At 64.4% G+C, this 20,089-nt stretch carries 16 protein-coding genes; 8 read left to right on the top strand and 8 right to left on the bottom strand.

Going from position 1 to position 20,089, the window contains the following annotated elements; translation table 11 throughout:
• Positions 1-10: 10 nt before the first annotated feature.
• Both ONG87_RS07355 and ONG87_RS07350 read right to left on the bottom strand, forming a co-directional pair.
• Entirely contained in the window at positions 11-391 is a 381-nt protein-coding gene (locus ONG87_RS07355) for a RidA family protein (RefSeq protein WP_122478956.1), read from the bottom strand.
• A 77-nt stretch (positions 392-468) separates the two neighbouring features.
• Positions 469-2,439, bottom strand: coding sequence for a choline BCCT transporter BetT (locus ONG87_RS07350; protein ID WP_264382538.1), 1,971 nt, complete (start codon positions 2,437-2,439; stop codon positions 469-471).
• Positions 2,440-2,667: 228 nt separating this feature from the next.
• Between ONG87_RS07350 and ONG87_RS07345 the strand changes: the two genes are divergently transcribed.
• The gene (locus ONG87_RS07345; protein WP_264382537.1) at positions 2,668-3,435 is read left to right on the top strand and encodes a CHAD domain-containing protein; all 768 of its coding nucleotides are present in this window, start codon (positions 2,668-2,670) and stop codon (positions 3,433-3,435) included.
• A 25-nt stretch (positions 3,436-3,460) separates the two neighbouring features.
• Here ONG87_RS07345 and ONG87_RS07340 read toward each other — a convergent pair whose 3' ends face one another.
• A complete protein-coding gene (locus ONG87_RS07340; protein ID WP_264382536.1) occupies positions 3,461-5,086 on the bottom strand; it encodes a methyl-accepting chemotaxis protein in 1,626 nt (541 codons plus the stop codon).
• A gap of 272 nt (positions 5,087-5,358) precedes the next feature.
• On the opposite strand from ONG87_RS07340, the gene ONG87_RS07335 reads away from it, so the two are divergent.
• Together ONG87_RS07335 and ONG87_RS07330 are read left to right on the top strand one after the other, a co-directional pair.
• The gene (locus ONG87_RS07335) at positions 5,359-5,787 is read left to right on the top strand and encodes a DUF2231 domain-containing protein (protein WP_192057446.1); all 429 of its coding nucleotides are present in this window, start codon (positions 5,359-5,361) and stop codon (positions 5,785-5,787) included.
• Positions 5,784-7,076, top strand: coding sequence for a sorbosone dehydrogenase family protein (locus ONG87_RS07330; protein ID WP_122478964.1), 1,293 nt, complete (start codon positions 5,784-5,786; stop codon positions 7,074-7,076). The genes ONG87_RS07335 and ONG87_RS07330 overlap by 4 nt, the downstream gene beginning before the upstream one ends.
• Before the next feature lie 85 nt (positions 7,077-7,161).
• Here ONG87_RS07330 and ONG87_RS07325 read toward each other — a convergent pair whose 3' ends face one another.
• A complete protein-coding gene (locus tag ONG87_RS07325) occupies positions 7,162-8,358 on the bottom strand; it encodes an aminotransferase class V-fold PLP-dependent enzyme (protein WP_264382535.1) in 1,197 nt (398 codons plus the stop codon).
• A gap of 164 nt (positions 8,359-8,522) precedes the next feature.
• Between ONG87_RS07325 and ONG87_RS07320 the strand changes: the two genes are divergently transcribed.
• Complete coding sequence (locus ONG87_RS07320) at positions 8,523-9,701, top strand: MFS transporter (RefSeq protein WP_122797482.1); 1,179 nt, start codon at positions 8,523-8,525, stop codon at positions 9,699-9,701.
• An 11-nt stretch (positions 9,702-9,712) separates the two neighbouring features.
• On the opposite strand, the gene ONG87_RS07315 is transcribed toward ONG87_RS07320, so the two are convergent.
• Complete coding sequence (locus ONG87_RS07315; protein ID WP_122478967.1) at positions 9,713-11,401, bottom strand: Na/Pi cotransporter family protein; 1,689 nt, start codon at positions 11,399-11,401, stop codon at positions 9,713-9,715.
• 344 nt (positions 11,402-11,745) lie between these two features.
• Here ONG87_RS07315 and ONG87_RS07310 point away from each other — a divergent pair, with 344 nt between their 5' ends.
• From ONG87_RS07310 to ONG87_RS07300, 3 genes are all read left to right on the top strand, one after another.
• On the top strand, positions 11,746-13,926 hold the full coding sequence (locus tag ONG87_RS07310; RefSeq protein ID WP_264382534.1) for a TonB-dependent siderophore receptor: 2,181 nt from the start codon (positions 11,746-11,748) through the stop codon (positions 13,924-13,926).
• A gap of 68 nt (positions 13,927-13,994) precedes the next feature.
• The gene (locus ONG87_RS07305) at positions 13,995-14,156 is read left to right on the top strand and encodes a DUF2986 domain-containing protein (RefSeq protein ID WP_264382533.1); all 162 of its coding nucleotides are present in this window, start codon (positions 13,995-13,997) and stop codon (positions 14,154-14,156) included.
• Positions 14,157-14,305: 149 nt separating this feature from the next.
• A complete protein-coding gene (locus ONG87_RS07300; protein ID WP_264382532.1) occupies positions 14,306-15,076 on the top strand; it encodes an SDR family NAD(P)-dependent oxidoreductase in 771 nt (256 codons plus the stop codon).
• 21 nt (positions 15,077-15,097) lie between these two features.
• On the opposite strand, the gene ONG87_RS07295 is transcribed toward ONG87_RS07300, so the two are convergent.
• Positions 15,098-15,796 carry a tRNA (adenine(22)-N(1))-methyltransferase TrmK gene (locus tag ONG87_RS07295; RefSeq protein ID WP_264382531.1) on the bottom strand — a complete coding sequence of 233 codons (699 nt, stop codon included), beginning with the start codon at positions 15,794-15,796 and terminating at the stop codon, positions 15,098-15,100.
• Positions 15,797-15,880: 84 nt separating this feature from the next.
• The gene (locus tag ONG87_RS07290) at positions 15,881-16,873 is read right to left on the bottom strand and encodes an alpha/beta hydrolase (RefSeq protein ID WP_264382530.1); all 993 of its coding nucleotides are present in this window, start codon (positions 16,871-16,873) and stop codon (positions 15,881-15,883) included.
• Positions 16,874-17,013: 140 nt separating this feature from the next.
• Here ONG87_RS07290 and ONG87_RS07285 point away from each other — a divergent pair, with 140 nt between their 5' ends.
• Positions 17,014-17,781, top strand: a complete 768-nt coding sequence (locus ONG87_RS07285; RefSeq protein WP_264382529.1) for an ABC transporter substrate-binding protein — start codon at positions 17,014-17,016, stop codon at positions 17,779-17,781.
• Between the two features lie 61 nt (positions 17,782-17,842).
• Here the strand turns inward: ONG87_RS07285 and ONG87_RS07280 are convergent, their stop codons facing one another.
• The gene (locus tag ONG87_RS07280) at positions 17,843-20,032 is read right to left on the bottom strand and encodes an OsmC domain/YcaO domain-containing protein (RefSeq protein ID WP_264382528.1); all 2,190 of its coding nucleotides are present in this window, start codon (positions 20,030-20,032) and stop codon (positions 17,843-17,845) included.
• Positions 20,033-20,089 lie beyond the last annotated feature (57 nt).

Raw genomic sequence — 20,089 nt, 5'->3', positions numbered from 1 at the left:
TCCTGCACGATCAGCCCTTGGCTGCCATGGCGGTGACTTCCACGCGCATGCCTGTGGCAGCGAGCGCGGTGATGCCCACCGCCGCACGCACCGGCCAGGGCTTGGCGAAAAAGCGCTGGTAGACCTCGTTGAACGCGGGACGATCGGCCATGTCGGTCAGGTAGATGGTCAGGTGCAGGACGCGATCGAGCGAACTGCCCGCCGCCTCCAGCGCCACTTTCAGCGCCTGCAGCGTGCATTCGCTCTGCTCGGTGATGCTGCCCAGCTCCAGGCTGCCGTCGGCGCGGGTCGGGATCTGAGTGGTTACCAGCAGGCCGCCGAAACCTGCGACGTCCGAGGAAATCGACTCGGGGTCGGGGTCTGGCAGGAACGTGATGTCGGAATGGGCCATGGGTGGCTCCTGAAATGAGGGATGGCAATGGCCGGCATGTTACCGCCCGGCCATTGCAAATTGAAACGGCGTGAAGCTCAACCCACCAGGTGCAGGAAGTGCATGTGCCGCTCGTAGTGGTCGAGAATGTCGCCGATCACCTCGTCGCGGGACCAGCCCATCACGTCGTGATCCTGGCCACCCTCGCGCAGATGCACTTCGGCGCGGAAGTACTTGCGCTCTTCGCCCGGCGGCCCGCTCATGACGAAGCTGGGTGTGGCATAGGCATGGGGCCTGATCTCGTAGATGAAAGCGGTGTCGGTAGGACCGACGCTCAGGCGCACGCCGCCCTCCTCGCCGTCTTCCACGGTGCAGTCGTAACCCTGCAGGCGCCATTCCTCGGCAACGCCAAGGCACGCCGGACGCGCCACGTCCTCGATGAAACGAATCACGTGGGCACGCCGCGGAAACATCGCCAGGGTACGCAGGCGGCGCTGCCAGGTGCCGCCGGTACGCGGCGTGCTTGGCGAGATGGCGAGCGCCTGGTGACGCAGGTCACGCTTGGTGGCGTCGAGCTTGAGCGCCTTGAGCAGGCCGCGCATGCTCAGCAGCAAAGCCAGGGTAAAGGGCAGCGCGCTGGCGATGGTTGCGGTCTGCAAGGCCTTGAGGCCGTCGGCCAGCAGCAGCGCGATCGCCACCAGGCCCATGCTCGAGGCCCAGAAGATGCGCTGGCGTACGGGGGTGTTTTCCGAACCACCGGACGCAAGCATATCGACCACCATGGCGCCGGAGTCGGCGGACGTCACGAAGAACACCACTACCATGATGATCGCCAGCGCGCTGATCACCCCGGAAAACGGGAAGTGCTGGAGAAACGCGAACAGTGCCAGGGAGGTGTCCTTGTCCACGGCAATGCCCAGGTCCACCATGCCCTGCTCGAGGATCATGTGGATCGCGGTGTTGCCGAACACGGTCATCCACAGCAGGGTGAACGCGGTAGGCACCAGCAGCACGCCGGTGACGAATTCACGAATGGTGCGGCCGCGCGAGATGCGCGCGATGAACAGCCCCACGAACGGCGACCAGGCCAGCCACCAGCCCCAGTAGAACAGGGTCCAGCCGCCGATCCAGTCGGTGGGCTGGTAGGCATTGAGGTTGAGCGTACGGCTGACGATTTCGCTCAGGTACCCGCCGGTGTTCTGCACGAAGGTCTGCAGGATCAGCACGGTGGGGCCGAGAATCATCACCATGGCCATCAACAGCACGGCCAGCCCGAGGTTGAGCTCGGACAACCGGCGAATGCCCTTGTCCAGCCCGGACACCACCGACAGCGTGGCCAGCGCCGTGGTGCCGATGATCAGGGCGATCTGGATCGGGATCGACACCGGCACGCCGAACAGCGCGTTGAGGCCGGTGTTGATCTGCGCCACGCCGAAGCCCAGCGAAGTGGCCACACCCAGCACCGTACCGATGATGGCGAAGATGTCCACGGCATGCCCGATGGGACCGTAGATGCGCTCGCCGATCAGCGGATAGAGGGCTGAACGCAGCGTCAGCGGCAGGCCGTGGCGAAAGCTGAAATACGCCAGGATCAAGGCGACGATGGCGTAGATGGCCCAGGCATGCAGGCCCCAGTGAAAGAAGGTGATCTTCATCGCCTCGCCCGCCGCAGCGACCGTGGCACCCTCCCCGTAGGGCGGGTTGAGGAAATGCATGACCGGCTCGGCGACGCCGAAGAACATCAGGCCGATGCCCATGCCTGCCGAAAAGAGCATGGCAAACCAGGTCATGCTGCTGTAGTCCGGGGTGCTGTGGTCCGGGCCCAGCTTGATGTCGCCGTAGCGACTCACGCCCAGGAACACCACGGTGCCCAGGATGATCGCCACGGCCAGGATGTAGAACCAGCTGACGTTGGTGAAAATCCAGTCTTGCACCACGGCAAAGAAGGTCTGCGCCTGCCGCGGCATCAGGCTGGCGAACAGCACCAGCAGCAACAGCAAGATGGCCGATATCCAGAATACCGGTGGGTTGAGGGTCGAGGGTTTGACGGGGTCTGACTTCACAGTCATCGAAAAGCTCCTGGTGGGACGTGCAGCGCTTGCCTGCGGTGGAAAGTGTAGGTGTGACCGCACTGGGCCCTCGAGGTTTAGCGGACAGGAAAATCAGTCACCCGTTTGCGGTTGATGTATTTGCAAACATATTCATCCGTGCACTTGGGCAACGTTGGCCAGGCCTTCCGGTCTATCACTGAACAGGCGTTCGCGACGACGCTGCGTGACTATCTATTGGAGGATTCGATGGCATTTGTCGACAGCTATGTGAAAGAGATCATCGCACTGGAAGTGGCGCTCTTTCATGCGCGGGTACGTCTGCAGGCAGCGACCGACGAAGAGGCGCTGCACGATCTGCGCATTGCCGTACGGCGCATTCGCAGCCTGTTGATACCGGTTCGTGCGCTGCCGGCGCTGCAACCGCTGCTGAGCGCAGCCAAGAACGTGGGCCGCTTCACCACGCCCACCCGCGATCTGGAAGTCATGGTGCAGGAGCTGGAGCGGCGTGGCTTGCACGGCGCGACCGAGAAACGTCGCGCGCGGCTTGCAGGCGAGCATCGGGGGATCGTCGACCATTCGAGCCTGAACGCCCTGTTCAGTGCGCTGGACACCTGGTCGGCCGCGTTCCGCGCCAGCGAACTGGGCAGCCACTCGCGAGCGTTCGAAAAGCTCGTGGTCAAGACCCTCGACAAGCACGTGCGCAAGCTGCGGCACGCCTTGAAGGATGCCGAGTTCGACCGCCACGAACTGCGGATCTTGGTCAAGCGCACTCGCTACCTGATCCAGGCGTTCGGGGACCTGTCGCCGCTGTCGCCCAAGGCGGAGAAATCCCTCAAGGCGGTGCAGTCGGCACTGGGCTCGTGGCACGACCATCACCAGTGGTGCATCAAGGTCAAGGTCGAGCCCGACCTGCAGCCGCTGCAGCGGGTCTGGGAAGAAGCGTCGGCCACGGAGCTGGCCAAGGCCGAAGTGGAGATGCGCAAGCTGGCGCGGCTGCTGCCCAAGGGCACGTAGCGCCAGCTGGCGGCGAGGCGGTTGATCAGGCCGCCTTGATACGCGCGGTGACCTGAGCCAGTTCCGCCGACAATTGATGCAGGTGGCTGCTGGCAGCCTGCGTGCGCTCGACGCTGCCCTGGTTGGTGGTGGCGATGGCGGTGATTTCCACCAGATTCTGCGCGATGTCTTCGACCACCGCGTTCTGTTCCTCGGCAGCGGTGGCAATCTGCCGGTTCATGTCCCTGATCGACTCGATGGTCTGGGTGATGCGGGTCAGAGTCTGACCCGCCGCCACCACTTGCTCGGCGCCCTCGTCGCTGCGCTTCTGCCCGCTTTCGATGGCCTGCACGGCGTTCACCGCGCCGGTCTGCACGGTGTCGATGATCTGATGGATTTCCTGGGTGGAGGCGGCGGTGCGCTGCGCCAGGGTACGCACTTCGTCGGCCACAACGGCAAACCCGCGGCCGGCATCGCCCGCGCGCGCGGCTTCGATGGCGGCGTTGAGCGCGAGCAGATTGGTCTGGTCGGCAATGCCGCGGATGACTTCCAATACCTTGCCGATGCGGCCACTGTCGTCGCGCAACTGACGAATGACATCGCCGGTCACGGCAATTTCACCGCGCATGCGGGTGATGGTATGGATGGTGGCTTGCATCGCCTGCTCGCCGTCCTGGGCTTCGCGGTCGGCGTCATCCGCCGCAGTGGCTGCGCCAGCGGCGTGGCGTGCGACTTCCTGGGCGGTCGCAGACATTTCCTGCATCGCCGTGGCCACCTGGTCGGTGCGTTCGAACTGCTCGCTGGTGCCCTGCAGCATGACTGCAGCGATGGTGTTGAGCTCGCCGCTGGCCTGGTCCAGATCGGCCGTGCTGCGTTGCAGGCGGGTGAAGGTGTCGGCGAGGAAATCACGCAGGGTGTTCGCCGCCACGGCCAGGCGACCCAGCTCGTCACGACGATGGCTGACCACGCGCTCGGCCAGATGACCCTGGCTCAGGCGCGCTACGTAGTCGATCAGATCGCGTACCGGGGTGACCAGGTTGCGGTTGACCAGCCACAGGCTCAGGGCCGTGATCAACAGGCCCGACATCAGCATGATGGCGATGCCCCAGATGATCGCCTGGTGGCCTTGGTGGTTGATCAGCAGCGATTGTTCGTCGGCGAGTGTACGCAGTTCGCTGACCAGGGCATTGAGCTGCTCGCTGGTAGCGCGATCGACGCCTGCCACGGCGCGGTCACCGCGGGCAGCATCGGCGCCGCTGGCCAGGAAGGCGTCGCGCCCCTTGCGATAGGCCGCACCCAGCACCGCGTGTTCGGCGCGCAGGCGTTGCGCATTCTGACTGATGCCGGCGGGCACCCCCGGCAGCTCGCCAAGCGCTTGCAAGGTCGCCGCCACCGCGCGCTCCTGCTCCTCGAACTGCGCCCAATACTTGTCCGCCGCCTTGGCATCCTTCCCGCGCAGCAGTACGTTCTTCCACTCCTGCACCTGGGTCTTGAACTGAACGTTGGCCCGGTCGACCAGTTCAGTGGCGCGCAGGGGCCCCGCCACCAGCGCCGTGTAGTCGTCCAGGCTGGCCGCAAGAAACTTGAAGCTGCCCAGGGCAATCAGCAGCAGGATCAGCAACCCAGTGGCCAGCAGCGCCAGGACCTGTGCGCGCAGAGACGTTTTGAACATGACAGACCTCGAGAAGGGGAACCCTGCGAAAGCATGGGCTGGCGTTGTATCGGCCACTCGAGGCGATTGATTGAATGAAGATCGCGGCGGCCGACGGCCGGTGGCGTCTGGCTCGGGCCATTGCGCAGGGCTGCGCATGCGCCGCTTAAAATATTTCGACACGAAGCCTGGTGAACTAACAGTTGGCGTCGGCGATCCCTTGCTATGCGCACCCTGCGCCCCTGACGAGCCGGTACACCCGTGCCGATGTTGTCCAACGATGAGGAACAATCGTGACCACTTCTACCCAACTCGCCTATCGACACAGGCCAGGCCCGCTGCATGCGATTTTTCTGGCCGGCACCGTGCCGCTGTTTCTCGGCGCCCTGCTCAGTGATATCGCCTACTACCAGAGCTACCAGATCCAATGGAGCAACTTCGCCGCCTGGCTCATCGCCGGTGGCCTGGTGTTCTGCGGGCTGGCGCTGGTCTTTGCGCTGATCAACCTGATCCGTGCCGAGCACAAGGGCGGCCGTGCGGTGCTGTATTTTCTGCTGTTGCTGGTCACGTGGGTGCTGGGCCTGGTGAACGCCTTCGAGCATGCCAAGGATGCCTGGGCGGTGATGCCCACCGGGTTGGTCATGTCGGTGGTGGTGACCGTACTGTCGCTGGTGGCGGCATGGATCGGCTTGAGCAATCTGCGTTCGGGAGGTGTTCGATGAAATATTCAGGCGCATTGACGGCCTTGAGCATGGCGCTGTTGCTCGCCGGCTGCGGCAGCGAAGCCGACAGCACCCAGGCACGCGGGCCCGACCCGAAGTTGCCGGAAGCGCAGCGCGGCCTGCTGCCGAGCATGAAGATCGCCGAGCCGGTGGCGTGGGGTGACAGCAAGCCGACCGTGCCGCAAGGCTATACCATCAGCGCGATCGCCACCGGCCTGGCCATCCCGCGGCAGACCCTGGTCTTGCCCAACGGTGACATCCTGGTGGCCGAGGGTCGCGGCGGCAGCGCCGCCAAGCTCAAGCCCAAGGACGTGATCGCCAGCTACATCAAGGCCCAGGGCAACACCCAGGTCAAAGGCGGCAACCGCCTGACCCTGCTGCGCGACGCCGATGGCGACGGCACCTATGAGCTGAAAACGGTGTTCGCGGAAAACCTCAACGCGCCCTACGGCCTGGCCTATGCCAACGGCAAACTGTACGTGGCCAACCAGGATGCCCTGGTGCGCTTCGACTACACCGACGGGCAGACCAAAGCCAGCGCGGCACCGACCAAACTGGCCGACCTGCCGTCGGCGATCAACCACCACTGGACCAAGTCGCTGGCCATCAGTGACGACGCGCGCTACCTGTACGTGGGCATCGGCTCCAACAGCAACGTGACCGAACGCGGCATGGAGGTCGAGATCGACCGCGCCATGGTCTGGCAGATCGATGCGCAGACCGGTGCGCACAAGCCCTACGCGACCGGTATACGCAACCCGACAGCGCTGACCATTCAGCCGGGGACCGGCCAGTTGTGGGCGGTGGTCAACGAGCGTGACGAATTGGGCCCGGACCTGGTGCCCGACTACCTGAGCTCGGTACGTGAAGGCCAGTTCTATGGCTGGCCGTACAGCTACTGGGGCCAGAACGTCGATTCCCGCGCTCAGCCGCAGAACCCGGCGAAAGTCGCCGCTGCGGTCAAGCCCGACTACAGCCTGGGCTCCCACGTGGCTGCACTGGGTGTGGACTTCTCGATCCCGGCCATGGGCGAGAAATTTGCCCAGGGTGCATTCGTCGGTGAGCACGGCAGCTGGAACCGCGACAATCCCGTGGGCTACAAGGTGATCTTCGTGCCGTTCGCCGGTGACAAACCCGCCGGCGAGCCTATCGACTTCGCCACTGGCTTCCGCGGCGACGATGGCAAGACCCGCGGCCGCCCGGTGGGCGTCACGGTCGACCCTCGCGGTGCGCTGATCATCGCCGACGACCTGGCCAACACCATCTGGCGGGTCACCCCCAACCGTTGAGGCCGGCCTGGGGGCGCCCTGCCCTTGGGTGATCTGGATCTGCGCGGCGCCCGCCGCGCAGATCTTGTAGTGCAACCGCGTTCAGTCACTTGCTCATCAGCGTCAAGGCGCTCGCCAGGGCATACATGTCGGCTGGCGTGGTGTTGATGCCTGGCGTCACCCGTATGCAGGGTCCGCACGCCGAGCCGGCGCGGGCCACCGTGAAGATATTGAACTGCGCCAGCAACTGGTCGATCTTGCCTTGTTGATCCTCGACGTCGCGAAAGCGGAACGAGGCGATGCCGCACGCCAGGCGCGGATCGTCCGGCGTGAGCACTTCAATGCCGGGCAGCGCACGCGCCGCCGGCAACCAGAGGTCGCGCAGGTAGCGCAGGCGTGCACCTTTCACCTGCCAGCCCCCCAGTGCCTGGTGTTCGGCGAACACTGTCGGCAGGCTCATCAGCGCCGGTACATTGGGGGTGCCATAGGGTGTGAGGCAGCGTATGTCGTCGGCCGGGTAGCTGGGGTTGCCCATATCGGGAGCGAAATCGGCCAGGCGCTCGCGGCGTACGTGAATGACTCCGAGGCTGAGCGGCGCGCCGATCCATTTCTGCAAATTGAAGCCCGCCATTTCCACGCCCATGTCGGCGAGATCGACCTCCATCTGGCCCAGTGAGTGCGCGCCGTCGAGAATCACGTCGATCCCATGCGCACGGGCTTCGGTGGCGATGGTTTTGACCGGCATGACCAGGCCGGTGCGATGGGTAACGTGGGTCAACGCCATGAGCTTGAGCCGTGGGTGGGTGGCGAAGGCCTCACGGTAGCTGTGCAGCAGGCCGTCGTGGGTTGCAGGGTGGGCATGGACCAGGGTGACCAGCTCGACCCCGCGCGCCTGCTGCAGCCAGTCGAAAGCGCCCTGTACCGAGCCGTAGTCCAGGTCGCTGATCAGCACCTGGTCGCCCGGCTGCAGACGCTGGTAATTGCGGATCAGGGAATAGAGGGCTTCCGACGCGCTGCGGGCGAAAGCCAGCTCGTCGGCGGGTACCCCCATCAGCTCGGCGAGTTGCTGGCGGATGGCTTCGGCCTGGTGCTTGTCGAAATGCTCACGGACCTGCACCGAGTTGCCGCGGTTGACCTGCCTGATCGCATCTTCATAGGCCTGTACCACGCCCTCGCTCATGCGCCCGAAATAGCCGCCATCGAGGTTGATTGGCCCATCGTCGCGCGGGTAACGCGCTGCAACGTCCTTCCAGAGGGTTTCATCCATGGCCAGTTCGGCAGGGCTTTGCGTTACGCAGGGCATGACAGCGCTCTCGGTTGGAAAAGCCTGTGAGCATCGCCGCGCCGCTCGCGCGATGCAAGCGTCGGCGCCGACCGTCGCCGGGCATGAGTACAGCGCCAATGGTTATTTGACCATTCGTTCAAGAATCCCTAGGGTAGCCAGCTTCATTTTTGTCCGAGATGCCCATGACCACCCGTTCCAAGCTTCCGCCAACCGTCTACCTGTTGGGTTTGACGATTTTCTCGCTGGTGACTGCCGAGTTCATGGTGGCGGGCATGATGCCTGCCCTGGCCTCGGCGTTTTCCGTGAGCCTGGCCCAGGTCGGCAACCTGATCGCCCTGTATGCGCTGGGCATGGCCTTGGGCGGACCGCCGGTCACGGTTCTGCTGCTGTCGCGCGGGATCAGCAATCAGCGCGCCCTGGTCGGGCTGCTGGCGGTGTATGTGCTGGCTGGCGCCTTGGCCGCGGCCGCGCCCACCTATACGGTGCTGGCACTGGCCCGGATCGTCATGGGGGTTTCCAGCGCGGCCTGCATCGGCCTGTGCATGACCCTGTGCGCGGGGTTGGTCAGCCTGCAGGACCGCGGCCGGGCCATTTCGGTGGTGCTGGCCGGGCTAATGCTGTCGCCGGTGGCCGGCGTGCCGGCGACCGCCTGGGTCGAGCATCACTATGGCTGGCGTGCCAGTGCCTGGTTGGTAGTGGCGCTGGCCTCGCTGTGCACGGTGCTGGTTGCCACCCGCCTGCCTCGCGCCGAGGCTGGAGACGAGCCGTCGCTGGGCAGCCAGTGGATCAGCCTGAAGAATCGCAGCCTGTGGGGTGCCTATGTCACCAGCGGACTGATCATCGGCGCCACCTTCGCCGCCTTCAGCTATTGCACGCCGATCCTCATCGAGGAAGTCGGCGTGGCGCCCGCCCAGGTGGCGCCGTTGCTGGCGCTGTACGGCGTGGCCAACGTGCTCGGCAACATGGTGGTAGGGCGCATCGCCGATCGGCACACCTACGCGGCGCTGGGTTGGGGCCTGGCGCTGCTGGTACTGGCCCTGGGCGGATTCGCCCTGGCCGGCCAGGTGTTCTGGCTGAACCTGGCCTGCTTCCTCACGGTCGGCCTGACCGGGGTGGCATTGAACCCGGCCATGGTCGCGCGCGTGATGAAAGCCGCCGAGCCCGGCGCACTGGTCAACACCCTGCACACCTCGGTCATCACTGCCGGGCTGGCACTGGGCAGCTGGGCCGGCGGCGCGGTGATCGATGCCGGGCTGGGCCTGCGAGCGCCCCTTTGGGTGGGCGCAGGCATGGCGCTGCTGGGCCTGCTCAGCCTGCTGCGACCCTGGTATCACGCTTCGCCAGCGGCCGCTGCGCGCTAGCCCCAGGTCGGTTACAGCGGCTTGGCCAACACCCCTGCCGGGGCATGGTCGGCCGCCGTGGCTGGTTCGCCCTGGTCCAGTTCACGCGACACCGACAGGCGTTCCTCAGCGATACGCTGGACCAGATTCAGCGCGCGCTCGGCGCTGCCCAGCAATGCCAGAATCGCGCCGCGTTCATCCCAGCCAAGCTTCTGTTCGCCCTGCAGGCAACGTTCGCGCAAGGCCAGCAAGTCCTTGGCGTGGGCATTCGGCAGGTAGACCCCTTGCGGCCCCTTGCGCACTGCCGGCTCGACGATATCGAGGATGGCGTCGATGATCTTGCGCGCGTTGGCGCTGAACACCTGACGCTCGATGCGGCGGGTGATCTGCGACAGGGTTCGGGTCAGGCTCGCGCTGAAATCCTCTTCCTCGATAAGGCTGGCCAGCAGGTTGGTCTGGCGCGCAGTCAGATCGTTCTTGAACATCTGCGCGGTGTAGCCGCGGATCTCCTGGCTCAGGGTGTCCAGCGCGTGCTCATGTTCCGTGGCGTTCTTCAGCGCCTGGGACTGGCCACGCGCCGCATCCAGCAGCAAACCCATGCCTTGGCCATGGCGGGTCAGTTCCTGGCTGACCGCCGCGACACCGGTGTTCACGCTGGCCAGCGCGGCGCGGTCGAGATAGCGCGGCACGGCGTAGTCCTCCTCGTCGCTGCGGCTGGCGCCGATGCGCGACAGCACGCGGTCGAACACGCCGATGAAGGGAAACATCAGCGCCGTGTTGAAGATATTGAAGCCGATTGAATAGAGCCCCACTGCCACGGGCACCAGCGGGAAGCTTTCCTTGCCGTCGACCATTTCCGAGCGGGTGACGTCCATGCCGAACAGGCCCATGGCGCCTTGCAGGATGTCCATGGACAGGAAGAACAGCGGAAACATCACTGCGACGCCGATGAAGTTGAAGGCGATGTGCGCGTAAGCGGCGCGCTTGGCGTTCTTCGACAGGTTCAGCGAAGCCAGCCATGAGGTGACGGTGGTGCCCAGGTCGGCGCCCAGGGAGAACGCGACGGCGGTTTGCCAGTCCAGGATGCCCGCGGCGCCCAGGCCCATGACGATGCCGATGGTGGCCGAGGACGAATGGATCATCGCGGTGATGCCCGCGGCGGTCAGCACGCAGATGGCCAGCCCGGTATAGCTGTCGGCCTGCAGACTGGAAATGACCGACATCACCTCGGGCAGGCCGCGCAGGGGTTTGAGGCCGCCGGTGAGCAGGTTCAGGCCATAGAAGATCAGCGAGAAGCCAATGATGGCCAGCGCCAGGTGACGGGTTTTCTCGCTCTTGCTGAACACGTAGACCAGGGCGAACACCCCGGCGAAGATCAGCCCCAGCGGACCCAGCGGCATGGCGATCAGGCCGTTGCCCAGGGTGGTGCCGATGTTGGCCCCCATGATCACGCTGATGGCGGGTCGCAATCCGACCACGCCGGCATTGACCAGGCCAACCACCATGACCGTCATGGCCGTGCTCGACTGCAGCACGCCGGTGATCACCGTGCCGGCGGCCAATCCTTTCACCGGCGTGCCGGCCAGCTTGGCGAGCCAGGCGCGCATGCGGTTGGCCGCCAGGTTGTTGATGCCATCGGACATGAACTCCAGGCCGAGCATGAAGATGCCCAGACCACCGATGACGGGGACCAGCAGGTCTTTGAAGATATCGATTTCCATGGCGGCTCTTTGCGGTAGGGAAGAAGGCCGGCGCCCGGGGTGTGATGATCGAAGCTAGACATGAAATGTGACATATGGGTGACGCGTCGGCCCTGTAGGCCCTGGCCGCGACCACCGGTACATCCGGGACCCCGTAGGAGCGGTCATTGGCCGCGAATGGAGCGCCACGGATCGGCTGATGCATCGTGGCGCCGGGTTCGCGGCCGATGACCGCTCCTACAAGCCAGCGAGCAATTCGCAGAAAGGAAGGCGGTTTTTTTGATACGCCTGCGCCATGTGTAGGAATTTTCTGAGACAATAGTGCTAACGATTCGCATTAACCTTGTCTGGCCAGGAAGCTTTACATGTCACGCCCTACCCCGCTGCAACGCCCCCACGCTCCGCGCAATCTGTTGGCCATGGCCATCTGCATGGCCACGATGGCCCCGGCACTGGCCGCCGATGGCACCCAGACCCAAGGACAGACGGCCCCGGGTGTCATCGAATTGGGTGCCAGCCAGATCACCTCGGATTCGTTCCAGCTGGGCAGCTTCACCGAAGGCTCGCAGTCCTACACCACCGGCGCCATGGCAACCGCCACCAAGCTGCCGCTGAGCCTGCGCGAAACGCCGCAATCGGTGACCGTGATCACCCGTCAGCGCATGGATGACCAGGCCATGACCAGCATCAACGATGCGGTGCGCGCCACCCCGGGCCTGTTCCTCAACTATGCCAACGGCCCCGGCCGCCAGGCCTATTCGGCGCGCGGCTTCGACATCGACAACCTGATGTACGACGGCATACCCAGCGGCTATTCGGGCGTCACCATCGGTGCCCAGCCCAACCTGGCCATGTTCGATCGGGTCGAGGTCGTGCGCGGCGCGACAGGGCTGGTGACCGGTGCCGGCAACCCCTCGGCGGCGATCAACCTGGTGCGCAAACGGCCATTGGCCGAGCAGAAGGTGACCTTGACCGGCGCTGCCGGCAGCCACGACGACTACCGTGGCGAGATCGACGCGTCCAGCCCGCTCAACGAGGCCGGCACGCTGCGGAGCCGAGTGGTGGGTTCGTACCGAGACGCAAACAGTTTCATCGACGGCGTCGAAGAGGACCACGGCCTGTTCTACGCCGTCACCGAGGCGGACCTGGGCGAAGACACCCTGCTGACCCTCGGTTTCTCCCATCAGAAAGACAAGACCAACTACTTCTGGGGCTCCTCGATGATCGGCCAGGACGGCCATCATCTGGACCTGCCGCGTTCCTACAATCCGGGTACCGACTGGGAAAACAAGGACCAGGAAATCAATACCGTGTTCGCCGAAGTGCGCCAGCGCCTGGCCAACGACTGGAACCTGCAGGTCAACGCCAACTACGCCGAGCAGAACGGCTTGTTCTCCGGCTCTTATCAGTCGCGCTGGGTCAACAACACGCTGGCACGTACCGTCTACCAGTCCGCCCACGACGAAAACCAGGCCGGCCTCGATGCCTTTGCCAGCGGCCCGTTCCAGGCGTTCGGGCGGACCCACGAACTGGTCGTGGGGGCCAGCAAGCGCATCTACGACATGACCACCCACAACTACGACCCGTACGACACCAACTGGCCGATCGACGCCGGCAAGCCGAACTTCACCCACACCGACAACGGCCGCGAAGTCACTACCCAGGATGGCGTGTACCTGACCACGCGGCTGAGCCTTGCCGACCCGCTGAAGCTGATCCTGGGTGGTCGGGTGGACTGGTACGACTATGACAATCGCGACGGCGAAGGCGACTACAAGGTGACTCGCAACGTCACCCGCTACGCCGGCCTGATCTACACGCTGGACGACCACCATTCGGTGTACGCCAGCTACAGCGATATCTTCACCCCGCAGAGCGCGCAGGACACCAGCGGCACGCCGGTCAAGCCGATCGTGGGCAAGAACTACGAAATCGGCATCAAGGGCGAGTACTTCGACGGCGCCTTGAACGCCAGCCTGGCTTTGTTCCGGGTCGACCAGGAAAACCGCGCGGTGCAGATCTTCGTCGACAACTGCCCGCAACTCAGCTGCTACGAAGCCTCGGGCGAGGTGCGCAGCCAGGGTATCGACTTCGAGCTGCAAGGGGCGCTGACCGATAACTGGCAGGTGGGCGGTGGCTACACCTACGCGCGGGTCCACACGCTCAAGGACAACGCGAACCCACAGAATGAAAACCAGCGTTTCGACACCGACATTCCCGAGCACCTGTTCAAGGTCACCACCAGCTACCGCTTCCAGGGCCCGTTGGAAAAACTGCGCGTGGGCGGCACCTTGTCCTGGCAGAGCCGCCTGTACAACGACATCGACCTGGCCGACGGCAGCCGCTACCGCCTGGAACAGGGTGGCTATGCCATCACCGACCTGATGGCCGGCTATCAGGTCAACCGCAACCTGGACCTGCAGTTGAATGCCAACAACGTGTTCGACCGCAAGTACTACAATGCCATCGCCAACTCGACCAGCTATGGCGGCGACAGCTACGGCAATCCGCGCAACCTGATGCTGACGGCCAAGTACAGCTTCTGATCGGGCGCAACAAGCGGGTCGATGAGCCGTACTGGTATCATCGCCCCACTTTCCGCCTGGGCCACGCCATGAATCGCCGCAAGAAAATCAAACAGCTGTTGCAGGCACACGCCAAGAAGGCCAGCGCCAAGCTGGCACCACAGAGCAAGGACCGCTACATCAGCAAGGCCGATCGGGCGAAGCTGGCGCTCGAGGACGATGCCCCGCGCCCGGCCGCCGAGCAGGACTGACGCGAGTTCGGGTGGCGCGTCACGGGCCATGCGGCGGCAGTGTGCGGTCGCCTGTCAGGGCGCAGGGTAGCTATCCATGAACGCCCCCAAGAACGTTCGACCGCAGTGCCGGGTCCTATCGGTATGATCCTTGTCCCGGGCGGTGCAGCATGGCGTTGATACCCGATCTATCCAGTGGCGCCTGCGCGCTGATCTGTGGTGCCAGTCAGGGCATCGGCTTGGCGTTATGCGAGCAGCTGTTGCAGCGTGAGGATGTCGCGCAGGTGTTTGCGGTCTCCCGCGAGGCCACCACGAGCGTCGAACTCGCGGCATTGGCCCAGCGCCATGGATCGCGGTTGGTCACCCATGATTGTGATGCGCGCGATGAGCAGGCGCTGCAGCGGCTGGCCAGTGCAGTAGCGGGCGATTGCAATCATTTGCACCTGGTGATCAGCACGCTGGGCATTCTGCATCAAGACGGCGCGCGGCCGGAAAAAGGTCTGGCGCAACTGGAGCTGAGCAGTCTGCAGGCCAGTTTTGCCACCAATGCCTTTGCGCCGGTGCTGCTGCTCAAGCATCTGCTGCCGTTGTTGCGCAAACAGCCGGCGACCTTCGCGGCGCTGTCGGCCCGCGTCGGTTCGATCGGCGACAACCGTCTGGGTGGCTGGTACAGCTATCGCGCCAGCAAGGCGGCGCTCAACCAGTTGCTGCGCACCGCCAGCATCGAGCTCAAGCGTTTGAACCCCGCCGCCACGGTCCTGGCCTTGCACCCGGGCACCACCGACACCCGCCTGTCCCAGCCCTTTCAAGCCAACGTGCCGGCCGGCAAACTGTTCGACCCCGATTTCGCCGCACGCTGCCTGCTCGAATTGATCGGCCAGCACGGACCGACGCAGACCGGCAGCTTCTGGGCCTGGGATGGGCAGGCGATCGATTGGTAAAACCGTGCTTTATGCGTAGGGTTAGCGGGGATTCAGGGATTCGATCCAGTCGATGTGTTCGGCCAGCTCCATGCGTTTGCCGTCGAGCCCGGTCTGCCGGGCGTGGGCCAGGCGTTCGAGGGTGCGGCGCTTGAGGTGCAGCAGGCGTTGCCACTTGGCCAGGAACGCCGGCGTGCGTTGCTGCAGTTGCAAGGGCCCGAAAAACAATTCCTGTGGGCTGTACGCGACCGGCTCGCCAGGGTCAGCGACGATGATCTCGTAGTCGAAGCGATTTTCCCGCAGCACCTCTTCATGGCGGATGCCATAGCCATTGTCCATCAGCCACTGCCGCAGGTGGCGTTCACCGCCATTGGGCTGCAGGATCAACCGCTCGCCGGTGCACAAACGAGCCTTGCCCGCCTGCAGAATGTCGCGAATGGTTTCGCCGCCCATCCCGCACAAGGTCACCGCCGAGATCCGGTCGCTCGCTTCGATTGCCGCCAGGCCATCGGCCTGGCGCACGCTGATGCAATGCGCCAGCCCGTTCTCGTCAACGCTGCGCCGGGCCGCCAGAAACGGTGTCCGGGCGACCTCCCCGACCACCGCCCGAGAGACGATGCCGCGCAACACCAAGGCCACCGGCAGGTAGGCATGATCCGAACCGATGTCAGCCAGACGCGCGCCGGCGGGGACCTGAGCGGCGACCTGCTCCAGGCGGTGAGACAAGCTCTGCGGGTTCACGAGGCAACGATTCTCCAGGTTCAACGCGTGCCGTTCAGGCCCGCATGGGCGGGCATTCTGGCGAGCACGCCGGCGTATTTCAACTCATCCGGCAGGATCCTGCGCAGCGCGTGCCGCCAGCAGGCCCACGACCCATTCACGGCTGTATGCCAGCGCCCGCGCGGCCATGGGTGTGGGGAAGTGGATGAAGCCATGGGGCGAGGCCGGCAACAGGCGCAGCTCCACGCCGGCCACCCTGCCCCAGCGTTCGGCCATCAGCAGGGTATCGTCGCGCAATGGGTCCAGTTCACCGACGAACATCAGCGCCGGCGGCAGTCCATCCAGGTCGCCATGCAGCGGCGACAGCGACGGTTGCCGCCGTTGCTCGTCGTCCAGGCCGGGGGTTAGCCGACGGAAGGCCTCGAGCATGCCTGGCCCGTCCAGCACCAGGGTTTCGGGGCCCGCATCGCGCACGCTGGGCGTGCCGGTCAGGTCGAATACCCCGTAATACAGCAGCGCCCCGCAGACGCGCTGCAGCAACGCCGGCCATCGCTTGAGCTGCAGCAGCGTGGCCGCTGCCAGGTGGCCACCGGCGGACTCACCGACCATGATCACCGGCAGGCCCTCGAGCTCGGGAAAGCCGCCACCGAGCACGCAGCGCGTGGCCGCCAGGCAGTCATCGAGCAAACCCTGCAGCGGGGTCGACACGGCCAGCCGGTAGTCCACCGAGACCACCGCCACGTCACAGGCCTGAACCAGGGCGATGTTCACGTCATCGTTCATCTGCGCGTTGCCGATCACCCAGCCGCCGCCATGGAAATCCAGCACCAAGCCCTTGGCTGGCCCCTGCGGGCGGATGATGCGCACCCTTACCGGAACGGCATCGGCGCTGACCAGCACGCGGTTCTCGATGGCCAGGCCATGGCTGACAGGCTTCAGCGCCTTGCCCAGCTGGCCGGCACGCAGCAGTGTCTGGATCAGCATTGGCGTGACGCGGTGGCGGATGCGGAACCGCGGCAGCCGCTCGAGGGTCTTGTTGAAGCGCTGCGCCTGCGCGATCTGCGCTGCATCGAACGACCAGCTTTGCTTGGTCTCCACCTGGAGTGTCCTCAGTGCGTAGGTATATATCGGATATGGATGGGCTGAGGTCGACGCGGTTCCCATGCGAGCAGGTAGCGTCATTAGCGACTATGCTGGCCGTCCAGGAGCCTGCCATTGAAAGTCATCGGATCGTTGCCATGGGTCATCTGAACCGCACTTGCGGATTGCTGTTCAAGTCTGTCTGCGGTCTGCTGCTGTGCAGCGCTCTCCTCCCCGCTGCCTGGGCCGCGCACCCGCGCACCTTCGATCTGTACATGCCCGAGGCGCCGCCGCTGAGCATGGCGGGGGATGCGGGCCAGCAAGGTATTGTCGCTGACGCCGCTCGGCAGGCCATGACGTTGGCGGGTTATCACATGAATATCAATGTGCTGCCCTGGCTTCGCGCGCAACGGACTGTGCAGCACGGGCAGGACATGCTTATCGTGCCGCTGTCGCGAACTCCCGACAGGGAAACCAGCTACACCTGGATCGCCCCGATCATGAGCATGGACCGGGCGTTTTTCACCCTCGACAAGCGCGTCGACAGCTTTGCCCAGGCACGTCGGACCTATCGACGGATCGCCGTGGGCATGGGCAGCGCGCAGGAGCGCAAGCTGTACGACGAAGGGTTCGATGCGTCGCAGATCTACCCGTTGCGCATCGGTGAGAATCCGGCGCAGATGCTGCTGCTGGGACGGGTCGATGCCTGGTTCAACGGGGTGCCGGAATCGCAGTACATCTGGCGCCAGGTCTCCAAGCAGCCGCTGCTGATGAGCCCGGTGCTGATGACCACGGACCTGTACCTGGCGTGTTCGAAGACATGCTCGCCGCGCGTGGTGAGCAGTTTGCGCAAGGCGGTGGAGACGCTGCACCGCAACGGCTCCATCCAGCGTCTGCTGGACCATTACCTGCCTGCCGCGCTTTGAAGACGGTGTAGCCTTTTTCCGTAGGAGCAGCCCGTGGCCGCGAAAAGGGCAGCGCGGGGGATCAGGCCCTGGCGCGGGCGCTGTGCAGTTTCTTGTAGCTGTCGATCAGGCGCAGGTGACGGTCCAGCCCTTCGAGCTTCATGCTGGTCGGGGTCAGGCCGTGGAAACGCACGCTGCCATCCACGGATCCCAGCGCTGCCTCCATCCGCGCGTCACCGAACATGCGGCGGAAGTTGAACTCGTAGTCGGCCATGTCCAGGTCGCTGTCCAGCTGCACCTCGAGCACCACGTTCAGCGCCTGGAAGAACAGGCCGCGCTCCAGCGTATTGGCGTTGTACTGCAGGAACATCTCGACCAGCTCCTTGGCGTCGTCGAAGCGCTCCAGCACCAGCTGGATCAGCACCTTCAACTCCAGAATGGTCAACTGCCCCCACACCGTGTTCTCGTCGAACTCAATGCCGATCAAGGTGCGGATATCGGTGTAGTCGTCCAGCTCCGACTCTTCCAGGCGCTGCAGCAGGTCGCCCAGCGCGTCGTCATCGAGCCGGTGCAGATTGAGGATGTCTTCGCGGAAAAACAGCGCCTTGTTGGTGTTGTCCCAGATCAGATCTTCGATCGGATAGATCTCCGAATACCCCGGCACCAGGATCCGGCACGCCTTGGCGCCCAAGTGCTCGTAGACCGCCATGTACACCTGCTTGCCCATGTCGGCGAGGATCGCGAACAACGTCGCCGCTTCCTCGGCGTTGGCGCTCTCTCCCTGTGCGGTGAAATCCCAATCGATAAAGGCGAAATCGGCCTTGGCACTGAAGAAGCGCCACGACACCACGCCGCTGGAATCGATGAAATGTTCGACGAAGTTGTTCGGCTCCATCAGTGCATGGCTTTCGAAGGTCGGCTGCGGCAAATCGTTGAGCCCCTCGAAACTGCGGCCCTGGAGCAATTCGGTGAGGCTGCGTTCGAGCGCCACTTCAAGGCTTGGATGGGCGCCGAACGAGGCAAACACGCCGCCGGTGCGCGGGTTCATCAAGGTTACGCACATCACCGGGAAACGACCGCCCAGAGAGGCGTCCTTGACCAGCACCGGAAAGCCCTGCTCTTCCAGCCCCTGAATGCCGGCCTGGATGCCGGGATAGCGCGCCAGCACCTCGGCCGGGACGTCGGGCAGCGCCAGTTCGCCCTCGAGAATCTCGCGCTTGACTGCGCGCTCGAAGATTTCCGACAGGCACTGCACCTGGGCCTCAGCCAAGGTGTTGCCGGCGCTCATGCCGTTGCTCAGGTAGAGGTTTTCGATCAGGTTGGACGGGAAATACACCGTCTCGCCGTCGGACTGGCGCACGAAAGGCAGCGAACAGATACCCCGCTCCACGTTGCCCGAGTTGGTGTCGTAGAGGTGAGAGCCGCGCAGTTCGCCGTCGGCATTGTAGATGGCCAGGCAGTGGGCATCGAGTATCTGGGCAGGCAGCGCATCTTTGCGGCCCGGCTGAAACCAGCGCTCGTCGGGGTAGTGGACGAAGGCGGCATTGGCGATGTCTTCGCCCCAGAACTGATCGTTGTAGAAGAAGTTGCAGTTGAGCCGCTCGATGAATTCACCCAGGGCCGACGCCAGCGCGCTTTCCTTGGTCGAACCCTTGCCGTTGGTGAAGCACATCGGCGAGTAGGCATCGCGGATGTGCAACGACCAGACGTTGGGCACGATGTTGCGCCACGAGGCGATCTCGATCTTCATCCCCAGCCCGGCGAGGATGCCAGACATGTTGGCGATGGTCTGCTCCAGCGGCAGGTCCTTGCCCAGCACATAGGTGCTCGCCCCTTCCGCCTGCGCGGGCATCAGCAAGGCCTGGGCATCGGCGTCGAGGTTGTCGACCTCCTCGATGATGAAATCCGGGCCGGTCTGCACGACCTTCTTCACGGTGCAGCGGTCGATCGAGCGCAGGATGCCCTGGCGATCCTTGGCCGAGATGTCCGCAGGCAGTTCGACCTGGATCTTGAAGATCTGGTTGTAGCGGTTTTCCGGGTCGACGATGTTGTTCTGCGACAGGCGGATGTTGTCGGTGGGAATGTTGCGGGTGTTGCAGTAGAGCTTGACGAAGTAGGCCGCGCACAACGCCGAGGATGCCAGGAAGTAATCGAACGGGCCCGGCGCCGAGCCGTCGCCCTTGTAGCGGATCGGTTGGTCGGCCACCACCGTGAAATCGTCGAACTTGGCTTCAAGTCGAAGGTTGTCGAGAAAATTGACCTTGATTTCCATGGGGCAGCACCTGATGACAGCTAAAACGAATGGCCGGCATTATCCGGTTTTTTGGCG

The sequence above is a fragment of the Pseudomonas sp. MM227 genome, assembly GCF_947090715.1.
Lineage (GTDB): Bacteria > Pseudomonadota > Gammaproteobacteria > Pseudomonadales > Pseudomonadaceae > Aquipseudomonas > Aquipseudomonas baltica.
The sequence above is the reverse complement of the archived record's forward strand: the minus strand, read 5'-3'. Positions and strand labels throughout refer to the sequence as shown.